Genomic DNA, 13,189 nt, shown 5'->3' with positions numbered 1-13,189 from the left:
GATGAAAAGAGGTGGATATATGCAGTTTATTGATAAAGCAAAAATTAGAGTTGAAGCTGGAAAAGGCGGTGACGGGACAGTAGCTTTTAGACGTGAGGCCCATGTACCAAAAGGTGGTCCAGCTGGAGGTGATGGCGGTCGTGGTGGAAGTGTGATTTTTCAAGCGACGACCTCATTATCAACTTTGTTAGATTTGAAATATAATCGATTATATAAGGCACCATCTGGTCAAAATGGGATGGCTAAAAAAATGCATGGTAAAGATGCTATTGATACGGTCATTAAAGTACCGGTTGGAACAATGATTCTTAATGAAGAAACTGGGCAGATCATGGCGGATTTAACCGAAGATAAGCAACGTGTTGTAATTGCTAAAGGTGGCCGTGGTGGTCGCGGAAATGCGCGTTTTGCAACTTCACGGAATCCTGCACCACAAATTTGTGAGCGTGGTGAACCTGGTGAAAATTTCGATCTTATTTGTGAATTGAAATTATTGGCGGATGTGGGATTGGTTGGTTTTCCATCAGTAGGTAAATCAACACTCTTATCAGTTGTTTCACGAGCACGCCCGGAAATTGCAGATTATCATTTTACTACGATCGTTCCTAATTTAGGAGTGGTTCAAGTAAAAGATGGACGTAGTTTTGTTATGGCTGATTTACCAGGATTGATTGAGGGAGCGGCTCAAGGTAAAGGTTTGGGGCATCAATTCTTGCGCCATATTGAACGTTGTCGAGTAATCGTTCATATTGTTGATATGGGAGCAGTCGATGGCCGTGATCCATATGAGGATTATGTTACTATTAATAAAGAACTTGGTGAATATCAATATCGTTTATTAGAACGTCCTCAAATCGTTGTAGCAAATAAAATGGATGAAGAAGGGGCTGAAGAAAATTTAGTTCGTTTTAAAAAACAGGTTGGTGAAGATGTTAAGATTTTCCCAATTAGTGCTATTATTCATGATGGTGTAGATCAGGTTTTATATGCGGTTGCTGATGCGTTAGCTACTGCACCAACTTTCACAATGGAAGATGAAGTTGAACATACTGTTCTTTATACAATGGGTGATGAGGAAGATAAACCATTTGAATTACATAATTTAGGTAATGGTAATTGGCAAATTACTGGCAAGAAGATCGAGAGAATGGTGGCAATGACATCGTTAGTAAGTGATGATTCATTAAAACGACTATTGATTAAAATGCGTAATATGGGTGTTGATGATGCACTTAGAAATGCCGGAGCTCAAGATGGTGATAATGTTGCTATCGGTGAGTTTGAATTTGATTTTTATGAGTAACCAGCTAGTAATACTAGTTGGTTTTTTTCTTTTACAATGCTATAATTGTTGAGAATGGTTTGAAACGATTTTGAGATAAAAAACAGTACGATGTGCTGTATAATAGTAAATGTGAAGGAGTAGGGAATGTATAGTTACTTAATTGGTACGGTAGTTGAGATGAATATTGATCATATTGTTGTAGAAAATAGTGGAATTGGTTATTTGATATATGTCAATAATCCATATGAATATACACGAGGTAAAGAAATAAAGATTTTTCTTTACCAACAAGTTAAAGAAGATGCATTATTATTATATGGATTTAAAACAAGTGAAGAAAAAGAAATGTTTTTAAAATTAATTCTGGTCAAAGGGATTGGTTGTAAAACAGCGATAGGAATTTTAGCTACTGGTGATGTAACAAGCATTATAAGTGCAATTGAAACAGGGAATGTAGCATATTTAAAGAAAATTCCTGGAATTGGACCAAAAGCAGCGCAGCAGATTATTTTAGATCTTCAAGGTAAGTTTAAAAATACACCAACAGCAACAACACTGATAAATAATAATGATTTAGACGAGGCGGCTGAAGTATTAATTGCCCTAGGTTATAAAAAATCTGAAGTGGATAAAGCTTTGGCAGTCCTATTAAATGAAAAACTAGATACTAACGGTTATGTAAAAAGAGCTTTAAGTTTATTAGTAAAGTAGGAGGTAGAAAATGACAAGGAATGAGATTCTTGATGCAAATGTTATTGATGATGATAGTAGTTTGCGTCCTTCATCATTCGATGAATATGTTGGTCAAACTAACTTAAAAGAAAATCTAAAAGTTTTTGTTGGGGCAGCTAAACTGCGTGACGAATCACTAGATCATGTGTTATTGTACGGGCCTCCTGGACTAGGAAAGACAACGATGTCAATGATTATTGCTAATGAGATGGGGACAAATATCAAAATTACAACTGGTCCAAGTATTGAAAAAACTGGTGATTTAGTTGCTATTCTAACAGCATTGGAACCGGGTGATGTTTTATTTATTGATGAAATTCATCGTTTAAATAAAGTGGTTGAAGAAATTCTTTATCCAGCTATGGAAGATTTTTGTGTTGATGTAGTGATTGGTAAAGAAGCATCAACACGTTCAGTAAGAATTGATTTACCGCCATTTACTTTAGTTGGAGCAACAACTAGAGCTGGTGATCTGTCAGCACCATTACGAGACCGTTTTGGAATTATTTCTAAACTGGAATATTACGATGAAACGGATTTAAAAACGATTATTGATCGGACCAGTCGTGTCTACTCAATGCCAATGGATGATGACGCTAAATCGGCTTTGGCGATGCGTTCCCGCGGAACACCGCGTATTGCTAATCGATTATTTAGACGGGTTCGAGATTTTGCACAGTTCAACGGTGAAGAAATTATCAGTAAAGAGCGGACGATTGAGGCTTTAGATCGTCTTAAAGTAGATCAATTAGGACTAGATGATGTGGATCATAAATACTTGTTAGGAATCATTCATCGCTTTAAGGGGGGACCGGTAGGTCTGGAATCTCTGGCAGCTTCAATTGGAGAAGAACCACAAACATTAGAAGATGTCTACGAACCTTATCTTCTTCAAATCGGTTTGATAAAGAGAACTCCTCGCGGTCGTGTTGCAACGAGTGAAGCATATAAACATTTAAATATAAATATTGATGAATAAGGCTGTTTTTACAGTCTTTTTTTGTGGAGGTATTGTGAAAAAACATGAAATTATTGGTTTGTTAATTATTTTAATTATCTCAACTGTTTATTCATTTACATTGCCTGAAACATCATTAAATGAAATTGAATCAGATCCACAAGTAAAAATAATTGTTGAAGGTAAGTATAATGAAACTTTAGTATTTAATTCTTCACCAACAATCGAAGATGTATTTAAAGCATTAAATACTGATAATGTTTATGGATTTGATCAAAAAACTGTTTTGGATAGCCAAACAGTTTTTTATATCCCTATAAATAAAAATTTAATTTCTTTAAATCATGCATCAAAAGAACAATTGATGACGATTAAGGGAATTGGGCCAAAAACTGCAGATAAAATTATTGATTATCGTAATGAACACCCATTTGCTACCATCGAAGAGATAAAAGAAGTATCAGGGATAGGAGAAAAAACTTATTTGCGAATAAGGGAGTTATTATGTCTTTAAGATATCATTTGATTTACTATGCGGTAGCATGTTTGTTAGGTGTTTTGGTCATGTTGATTCATCCAGTTTTTTTAGTGCTCTTAATTATTTATGCGTTCTTTATAATTCGTCATTTTGGGTGGGGGCGACTTGTAACGATAGGGCTGGTTATGATTTTCTTTTTAGTGTTTATTAGGTGGCCTCAGCCGACCGATGAACCAATTATAAGCGGGTATATAATTAGTAGGGATGAAAAGAGCATTGTATTGAAAACAACAAAAACAAAGATCAAAGTATATGGTGAGTTTATTGGCTATGAAGTTGGTGATGAATTAGAAATTGAGGTTAATTATTTTGAAATTAGTCGTGCAACAAACGATAACGCATTTGATTATCGTAACTATTTGTATAGTCAAGGGATTACTAATAATGCATCTTTACTACGCCTTATAAATAGTCAAAAACATAATACGCTTTTTCAAAAACTTCAAAAACGAATAGACGGTAAAGAGCTAGTTAATAGTTATGCAAGCATGTTTATTTTGGGAATAAGAGATGAAATGATCAATGATTATTATCATCAATTAACAGAGTTGTCGATTGTTCATTTGTTTGCTTTGTCAGGACTACATATTCATATATTAAGAAGGTTGATTAAAAAAGTATTAATTTTTTTATTACCGGAATATTTAATTAATTACCTCAGTCTAATTATAATTGGTGTGTATATGTATATTATTCCATATAATATTTCTTTTATGCGGGCGTATTTAGTAATGCTTTTGATGACTTTGTTTAAAAAGTATCTAAATCAATTAGACTGCTTTAGTCTTGTTGCTATGTTTTTTGTATTTATGAATCCATATATTATTTATAATTTATCTTTTGTTTTTTCCTATTTTATGTATTTAATAATTATTTTGATTAATCATCATAGGTACCTGAATGAGATAGTTTATGGAGCTAGCGTACCAATCGTTATTTCGATTCAATATCGAATTAATATACTGTCATTGTTTTTAGGGATTATTTTAACACCACTGATTTCAGTGTTATATCAACTGCTATGGTTATATGTGATTTTTGGTAATTTCTTTAAACCGGTTATTAGTCTAGTAATTGAAGTTCTAGATAATATTGTTGTTTTTAGTACGGACTTCTCTTTTTTTATTAATTTTTCTAAACCATCTTTATTTTTTATTTTAGGATATTACTATATTTATTTTAAATTAATAGTCAAAATAAATATTAAACAGCGAATTCACCGTGAGATTCTATTACTGCTAAGTTTAGTGATCATGTTTTATTTTAAACCATACTATCAGACTTTTGGTCAAGTGGTTATGATTGATGTAGGTCAAGGTGATTGTTTTTTTATTCAACAGCCTTATAATCAAGGAAATATTTTAATCGATACTGGGGGATTGCGAAATAAAGATCTAGCTGCTTTAACATTAGTACCATATTTACGTTCGGTAGGAGTGTTTAAATTAGATCATGTTTTTATTTCTCATGATGATTTTGATCATAGTGGAGCTTATCAGTCACTTGCGGATCAAATTGAAATTGGACATACTATTACATCATACCAAGATAAATTTAAAATTGGGCAGGTAGAAATTGAGATACTGAAAACACCTGAATCAACAGATAATAATGATAGTTCGTTAGTTTTGTTGGTAACGATCAATAAGTTGAAATATTTATTTACAGGGGATATATCCAATGCAGTAGAACGACAGTTGATCAACGATTATCCAGAGCTTAAAATTGATGTATTAAAGGTTTCCCACCATGGCAGTAATACGGGGACTAGTGCAGCTTTTTTAAATGCAATAAAACCTAAAATTGCCCTAATTAGCTGTGGTAAAGATAATTATTATGGTCATCCCCATGATGATGTAATTACCCGCTTAAATGATTATGGAGTAAAGGTTTATCGTAGTGATGAAATGGGCATGGTGAAGATTGTTTATTATGGTGATGATAATTATATTTTCAATGACTTTAATGATTAAATAGTCTATAATTATTACTGTTGGAGGAACGATAAATGATATTTGTAATATATGGTGAAGAAAGTTTTTTGATGGAACAAAAATTACAGTCTTTAAAAAAAGAATATGATTGTAATGAGGATAATATGAATATTTCAACATATCGGGCTAATGAAGATAGTTTAGAAGAAGTTTATGAAGATTTGATCACACCTCCTTTTTTAACCGACAAGAAAATGGTTGTGTTGAAAAACCCTTATTTTTTAACGACAAAGAAAGTAAAAAAAGATAATAATGAGTTAGAGTATTTTGAAAAATGTTTAATTAATAGTGAAGAAGTAATATTTGTAATTTATCATGTTGGTAAAGATTTTGATGAGCGTAAAAAAATTGTTAAAAATTTACGTAAACAAGCACAATTTTTTGAAATAGATAAAGTTAATCATTATAAGCTATCAGACAGTACACGTCAAGCAATCAGACGTCGAGATGCAACGATCGATGATGATGCATTAGAATTATTATTGAGTCGTTTAGGAGATAGTTTGAATAATGTTGCTCTTGAGGTGGAAAAACTATGTTTGTACAGCAAACATATTACATATGATATTGTTGATGAATTGGTAAGTAAGCCGTTGGATGAAAATGTTTTTGCATTAACTAGTGCGATTCTTCAAAAAGATCGAAGAAAAATGTTTTCGATTTATCATGATCTAATGATTTTAAATGAGGAACCAATTAAGTTGATTGTTCTTATAGCGGGTCAAATGCGGCTAATTTACCAAGTTAAATTATTGGATCGTAAAGGTTATAATGATAAAGAAATTGGAAAAATACTGGGAGTTAATCCTTACCGATTAAAATATGTTCGTCAAGAAGGAAAAGATTTTGATTTAAATGAATTATTGCAATGTTTAGATGATTTATCACGTCTTGATGTAGAAATCAAAACAGGTAAAATGGATAAAAAAATGGGTTTAGAATTATTTATGGTAAGAATTTAGGAGGTATTATGGAATCATTAAGAGAGTTATATAAAATTGGGGTTGGACCATCTTCGTCCCATACGATGGGACCACAAAGAGCGGCATTAAAGGTTAAGGAAACCTATCCTCAGGCTACACATTTTGAAGTATATCTACATGGCTCGTTAGCATTGACAGGGAAAGGCCATTTAACAGATTACATTATTGAAGAAACTTTAGGTAAAGATAGTGTTAAGATACACTTTGTTAATACAGCATTACCTAAACATCCAAATGGGATGATTTTTGAAATATATCGGGAAAATCAATTGCTTGATAAAATTACAGTTTATTCAGTAGGTGGTGGAGCTTTAATGTATGATGATAGTTCTTTGCAACCTTCTAAGCAAGTATATCCGCATGGTAATTTAACGGAAATTTTAGAATATTGTGATCGTAAAGGAATCAATTTATATGATTATACAATCGAGTATGAAGATGAGCATTTTAAAGCTTATTTATTTGAAGTACTAAATGCAATGTTTGCTTGTGTTGAAGCTGGATTATCAACAACGGGAGTTATTCCAGGAAAACTGGGATTGAAAAGAGTTGCTAAATCAATGTATCAACAAGCAATCAACACACGTCGTAGTGGAGAACGAGATCGCTTATTAGTTAGTAGTTATGCTTATGCGGTTAGTGAAGAAAATGCCAGTGGACATCGTATTGTTACTGCACCGACATGTGGAGCTAGCGGAGTTTTACCAGCAGTCTTATATTATTGTTACAAACAATTAGAAATTCCTCGAAAAGAGATTATAAAAGCATTAGCAGTAGCTGGAATATTTGGCAATGTTATTAAAACAAATGCAACTATTTCTGGCGCTGATGGTGGTTGTCAGGCAGAAATCGGAAGTGCTTGTGCAATGGCAGCGGCTGCTTATGGCTGGATTTTAGAACTTAATAATAATCTGATTCAATATGCTGGTGAAATGGGCTTAGAACATAATCTTGGTTTAACATGTGATCCTGTAGGCGGCTATGTTCAAATTCCTTGTATTGAGCGTAATGGTTTTGGTGCACTTAGAGCAATGGATGCGGCGATGTATGCTAAGCAGCTGGGTTACTTGAGAAAAAATAAAGTTTCTTTTGATGCGGTTGTTCGGGTGATGAAAGAAACAGGAAAAGATTTAAATAGTGCGTATAAGGAAACTTCTTTAGGTGGTTTGGCTAAAGAATTTGGTTTTGAAAATGAAGACTAATTCATTATATCTGCATATTCCTTTTTGTGAACAAATTTGTGCATATTGTGACTTTTGTAAAGTTTTTTATAACGAACATCAAGCCGATGATTATTTGGCGGTTTTAAAACATGAACTTCAAGCTTTAAATATTACAGAGCCGCTAAAGACTATATATATTGGTGGTGGAACACCGAGCAGTTTAAATGATGAACAATTAGAATGGCTGATGGATATTATTAAACCATACATAAGTAGTGAGACTAAAGAGGTGTCCATAGAAGTTAATCCAGAAAGTATCGATTATTATAAATTAGATATTTTAAAAAGAGGTGGTGTTAGCCGTTTAAGTATCGGGGTTGAAACATTTAATGATATCCTTTTAAAAAAGATTAATCGCCAGCATACGACTATACAAGTTGAGCGGATTATCGATTATGCACGCAAAATTGGTTTTAATAATATTTCAATTGATCTTATGTATGGTTTGCCTAATCAAACGATTACGGATATAAAAAATGATTTAGCTAAGGTTAGACAGTTACCGATCGAGCATATTTCTTACTACTCACTAATTTTAGAAGATCATACTGTCTTGAAAAATCTAAATTATCAACCGCTTGATGAAGAAGTGGAATCGAAAATCACTCAATTGATAGAGGAATCTTTAGAACAAATAGGTTTCCATAAATATGAAATCAGTAACTTTGCGAAAACTGGATATGAGTCACTTCATAACCTAGCTTATTGGCAGTATGATAACTATTATGGAATTGGGGTAGGAGCCAGTGGAAAAATTGATGATTGCTTAATAGAACATAATCGTAATTTAAATGCTTATTTACGTCGTCAAAATACAATCACAAAGATGATTAATTCTAAAGAAGAAACGATGTTTAACCATTTAATGATGTCATTACGTTTGGTGAAAGGCTTAGATTTAAAAGAATTTGAAAAGAGATATGGTCTTAGAGCAGTTGATGTTTATCAAACTGCTATTGATAAACATTTGAAGATGAAAACGTTAGTAATTGAAAATGATTATTTACATGCAACTAGTGAATCAATTAAGTTATTAAATGAAATCTTAATAGATTTTTTATAAACGGGGATAATTAGATGAGTTATCGTATAGTGAACGGTTAAATCTTCTAAATTGGGTTTACAATAGGAAATAAAAGATGTATAATCAAATAGTAATCATTACTAATAAGGAGGTTGGGATATGAACAATAAAGCATTTTTTAAGTTAAGTTATGGGTTGTATGTTGTATCTAGCAGTTGTGATGGTAAGGATAGTGCTTGTATTGCTAACACTTTTGTACAGGTTACTTCAGAGCCGGCACGAGTTTGTATTACGCTGAATAAAAATAATTATACTACATCGTTAATTGAAAATAGTTGTGTTTATAACGTTGGGGTATTACTTGATGATATTGATATGGATGTTATCAGAAGATTTGGTTTTCAGTCTGGTAAAGATGTTAACAAATTTGATGGGATTGATTATGAAGTTGATTGTCAAAATATTAAACAAATCACCGAAGGAATAGCTGCTTCATTTAGTGTTAAAGTTATTTCAATGACAGATGTTGGAACACATATTATGTTTGTTGGCGATGTTATTGATTGTAAAGTGATTAATGAAGGTGAAGTATTAACTTATGCAAATTATCATAATAAGAAAAATGGAACAACACCTAAAAATGCTTCTAGTTATCAAGCAGATACTTCAAAACATGGTTGGAGATGTACTGTTTGTGGATTTATTTTAGAAGCAGATGAATTGCCTGAAGATTTTATTTGTCCAGTTTGTAAACAACCGTCAAGTGTTTTTGAAAAAATTTAACAGCCTTAGGGCTGTTTTTTTTGTGATTTTATCAAGGAATTAGATTGATTATAGAGTTGTTTTAAATAGAAATCGGATTTATAATTCTTTTTTTATTTTTTAGCACAAAGGTGTTGACAGTGCTAATTATTGATGTATAATGTATTTAGCACAAAGGAAAGATGAGTGCTAAGGGTGGTGAAACTGATGCTTACAGCGAGGCAACTATTAGTATTTAAATGTATTGTTGATGAGTTTATTGAAACGGCTGAACCAGTTGGGTCAAAAGCTTTGATGACAAAATATCAATTGCCTTATTCAAGTGCAACCATTCGTAATGAGATGAGTTTTCTTGAAGAGTATGGTTATTTAGAAAAAACTCATACATCTTCCGGACGAGTTCCTTCGGTTGAAGGATATCGATTCTATGTTGATAATCTTGCAAAGCGGGATCTAGATGAAGGGATTAAAAACCAAGTAGCGCAAATTTTTAGCGATCGTCATCGTGGTTTGAATGAAATTATTCATGAAAGTTGTGAGATGTTAAGTGAACTAACGCATCTAACATCGGTAGTCTTGGGACCAGATTCTAGCGAAGATACTTTGCAGCAAATCAATATTGTTCCTTTGAATGATAACCGAGTTACTGCGATTATTATTACGAATCAAGGCTATGTTGAAAACAAGGTGTTTGATTTAAACCGTAATCATAAAATTGATGATTTGGTGAGTTGTGTTGCAGTGATGAATGATTTATTGATAGGGACACCGATTGATCAGGTAGCATTTCGTTTAGAACGTGATGTAAAACCGGTGTTATCAGCTAAAATCAAGGAGCATGAGGAATTATTTAATGCTTTTCTTGAAGCTTTTGTTCGATTTGCTTCGAGCAATGTATATTTTTCAGGAAAAGAAAATATGTTATACCAGCCTGAGTATAATGATGTAAATAAATTGAGAAGAATCGTTAGTGCATTTGAAAACTCTCAAGTATGGAATGCCTTACAACCTTTATCTGATGAAGAAGGAGTAACGGTAAGAATTGGTTCTGATTCACCGATTAATGAAATTGAGGATGTATCGGTCATCTCAGCTTCATTTAGAACAGGAGAGAGAACCAAGGGATCTATTTCAGTAATTGGGCCAACAAGAATGCCTTATGAAAAAGTAGTTTCCTTAGTAGAGTATATTTCAAGGAATATTGAAGAGGCGTTCTTTGACGAATCAGATGATTCAAACGATGAATAGAGGTGAATGTAGTGGCTAAGGAAAAAGAAACAGTAGTAGATGAAGAATCTACAGAAAAGACTGCAGAAGAAACAGTTGAAACAAAAGAAGATGAAATTACAGTTGAAGATCAACTTAAGAATTTAGAAGATGAAGTAAATACTTGGAAAACTGATTATTATAAAGTGTTTGCTGATATGGAAAATCTTAAGAAGAGATTACAGAACGAACATGCTAATGCAATGAAATTTATGATGCAATCATTTATTGAAGAATTATTACCTGTTGTAGATAATTTTGAAAGATCGTTAGCTGTAGTTGATCCTAGTGATGAAATTAAAAACTTTTTGAAGGGTTATGAAATGATTTATAACCAACTGATGGAAGTATTAAAGTCACAAGGTGTTGAAGTAATTAAAACTGAGGGTGAAGAGTTTGATCCAAACTTCCATCAAGCAGTTATGACCGTAAAAGATGATAACTTTAAAACAAATATGATTGTTGAAGAGTTACAAAAAGGATATAAGTTAAAAGATCGCGTTATTCGTGCATCTTTAGTAAAAGTAAGTGAATAAATAGGAGGAATTTAATTATGGGTAAAATTATTGGTATTGACTTAGGTACAACAAATTCATGTGTCAGTGTTATGGAAAACGGTGAAGTTAAAGTAATCGCTAATCCAGAAGGAAACAGAACAACTCCTTCAGTAGTATCATTTAAAAATGGAGAGATTATCGTTGGTGAAGCTGCTAAACGTCAAGCAGTAACTAATCCAGATACAATTATGTCAGTTAAACGTCATATGGGTACTGATCATAAAGAACATGCAAATGGTAAAGACTATACACCACAAGAAATTTCAGCAATGATCTTACAAAACTTAAAAGCAACAGCTGAAGCATATTTAGGTGAAACTGTAACACAAGCAGTTATTACAGTTCCTGCATACTTTAACGATGCACAACGTCAAGCTACTAAAGATGCTGGTAAAATTGCTGGTTTAGAAGTAGAACGTATTATCAATGAACCAACTGCTGCTGCTTTAGCGTTTGGATTAGATAAATTAGATCAAGAACAAAAAGTATTAGTATATGACTTAGGTGGAGGTACATTTGACGTTTCTATCTTAGACTTAGCTGATGGAACTTTTGAAGTATTAGCTACTGCTGGGGATAATAAACTTGGTGGTGATGATTTTGATGAAAAAATCATGAATTGGGTTGTTGAAGAATTCAAAAAAGATCAAGGTGTTGATTTATCAAATGATAAAATGGCAATGCAACGTGTTAAAGAAGCTGCTGAAAAAGCTAAAAAAGACTTATCAGGAACTATGCAAACACAAATTTCATTACCATTCATCTCAGCTGGTGCAGCGGGGCCTTTACACTTAGAATTAACATTAACTAGAGCAAAATTTGATGAATTAACTCGTGATTTAGTTTTAAGAACTGAAACTCCTGTACGTCAAGCATTGAAAGATGCTGGTATGGACCCAACTGAAATTCATCAAGTATTATTAGTAGGAGGTTCTACTCGTATTCCTGCTGTTCAAGAATCAGTTAAAAAATTATTAGGAAAAGATCCAAATAAATCTGTTAACCCTGATGAAGTAGTATCTATGGGTGCTGCAATTCAAGGTGGGGTTATTGCTGGTGATGTTAAAGATGTATTATTACTAGATGTTACTCCATTATCATTAGGTATTGAGACTATGGGTGGTGTAATGACAGTATTAATTGAAAGAAATACAACTATTCCAACAACTAAATCTCAAGTATTCTCAACTGCTGCTGATAATCAACCTGCTGTAGATATCAACGTTTTACAAGGTGAAAGATCAATGGCTAAAGATAATAAACAATTAGGTTTATTTAAATTAGACGGTATTGAACCAGCTCCACGTGGTGTACCTCAAATCGAAGTAACTTTCAGCATTGACGTTAATGGTATCGTAAATGTTAAAGCTAAAGATTTAAAATCTCAAAAAGAACAATCTATCGTTATTCAAAACTCAACTGGTTTAAGTGATGAAGAAATTGATAGAATGGTTAAAGAAGCTGAAGCTAATAAAGCTGAAGATGAACAAAAACGTAAAGATATCGAAACAAGAAATAAAGCTGAACAAATGATTAATGAAATCGATAAAGCTTTAGCAGAACAAGGTGACAAAATTGATGCTACTCAAAAAGAATCTGCTGAAAAATTAAAAGATGAGTTAAAGGCAGCTTTAGATAACAACGATATGGCTACATTAGAAGCTAAAATGTCTGAATTAGAACAAATGGCACAACAAATGGCTTCATATGCATATCAACAACAAGGTGGAGCAGGAGCTAGTGATGCAAATGCTGGTACAGCAAATGCACAAGATGATAATGTTGTTGATGCAGATTTCGAAGAAAAGAACTAATCATTTAAAGCCAAGGCTTTGCCGCCTTGGTTTTAAATAGTATAAAAAGAGGG

12 protein-coding genes are annotated in these 13,189 nt (G+C 32.8%); all 12 read left to right on the top strand.

The genetic code is table 11. The features are described 5' to 3' along the window. Positions 1-19 precede the first annotated feature (19 nt). The 12 genes from obgE to dnaK all read left to right on the top strand — a co-directional run bounded on the left by obgE (position 20) and on the right by dnaK (position 13,136). Positions 20-1,303 carry a GTPase ObgE gene (gene obgE / locus EYR00_RS09400; RefSeq protein WP_020994554.1) on the top strand — a complete coding sequence of 428 codons (1,284 nt, stop codon included), beginning with the start codon at positions 20-22 and terminating at the stop codon, positions 1,301-1,303. A gap of 126 nt (positions 1,304-1,429) precedes the next feature. Then, a complete protein-coding gene (gene ruvA / locus EYR00_RS09395) occupies positions 1,430-1,996 on the top strand; it encodes a Holliday junction branch migration protein RuvA (protein WP_003536713.1) in 567 nt (188 codons plus the stop codon). 10 nt (positions 1,997-2,006) lie between these two features. Then, positions 2,007-2,996 (top strand): Holliday junction branch migration DNA helicase RuvB, encoded by a 990-nt coding sequence (ruvB, locus tag EYR00_RS09390; RefSeq protein WP_003536715.1) that lies wholly within the window; start codon positions 2,007-2,009, stop codon positions 2,994-2,996. Positions 2,997-3,030: 34 nt separating this feature from the next. Next, positions 3,031-3,489: a ComEA family DNA-binding protein gene (locus EYR00_RS09385; RefSeq protein ID WP_224209011.1), complete on the top strand. Its 459-nt coding sequence runs from the start codon at positions 3,031-3,033 to the stop codon at positions 3,487-3,489. Beyond that, on the top strand, positions 3,480-5,486 hold the full coding sequence (locus tag EYR00_RS09380; RefSeq protein WP_003536719.1) for a ComEC/Rec2 family competence protein: 2,007 nt from the start codon (positions 3,480-3,482) through the stop codon (positions 5,484-5,486). Before EYR00_RS09385 ends, EYR00_RS09380 begins: the two co-directional genes overlap by 10 nt. Positions 5,487-5,521: 35 nt before the next feature. After that, positions 5,522-6,469, top strand: coding sequence for a DNA polymerase III subunit delta (holA, locus tag EYR00_RS09375; protein ID WP_003536721.1), 948 nt, complete (start codon positions 5,522-5,524; stop codon positions 6,467-6,469). 8 nt (positions 6,470-6,477) lie between these two features. Beyond that, positions 6,478-7,692, top strand: coding sequence for an L-serine ammonia-lyase, iron-sulfur-dependent, subunit alpha (locus EYR00_RS09370; protein WP_003536723.1), 1,215 nt, complete (start codon positions 6,478-6,480; stop codon positions 7,690-7,692). Then, complete coding sequence (hemW, locus tag EYR00_RS09365) at positions 7,682-8,776, top strand: radical SAM family heme chaperone HemW (protein ID WP_003536725.1); 1,095 nt, start codon at positions 7,682-7,684, stop codon at positions 8,774-8,776. The genes EYR00_RS09370 and hemW overlap by 11 nt, the downstream gene beginning before the upstream one ends. A gap of 120 nt (positions 8,777-8,896) precedes the next feature. Further along, entirely contained in the window at positions 8,897-9,520 is a 624-nt protein-coding gene (locus tag EYR00_RS09360; protein ID WP_003536728.1) for a flavin reductase, read from the top strand. 186 nt (positions 9,521-9,706) lie between these two features. Then, positions 9,707-10,747, top strand: a complete 1,041-nt coding sequence (gene hrcA, locus EYR00_RS09355) for a heat-inducible transcriptional repressor HrcA (protein ID WP_008791490.1) — start codon at positions 9,707-9,709, stop codon at positions 10,745-10,747. A gap of 2 nt (positions 10,748-10,749) precedes the next feature. After that, positions 10,750-11,301, top strand: coding sequence for a nucleotide exchange factor GrpE (gene grpE / locus EYR00_RS09350; protein ID WP_003536732.1), 552 nt, complete (start codon positions 10,750-10,752; stop codon positions 11,299-11,301). A 17-nt stretch (positions 11,302-11,318) separates the two neighbouring features. After that, entirely contained in the window at positions 11,319-13,136 is a 1,818-nt protein-coding gene (gene dnaK, locus EYR00_RS09345) for a molecular chaperone DnaK (protein ID WP_003536734.1), read from the top strand. Positions 13,137-13,189: the final 53 nt, after the last annotated feature.

The organism is Thomasclavelia ramosa DSM 1402 (assembly GCF_014131695.1).
GTDB lineage: Bacteria > Bacillota_I > Bacilli_A > Erysipelotrichales > Coprobacillaceae > Thomasclavelia > Thomasclavelia ramosa.
This window is presented reverse-complemented; position numbering and strand designations above follow the sequence as displayed.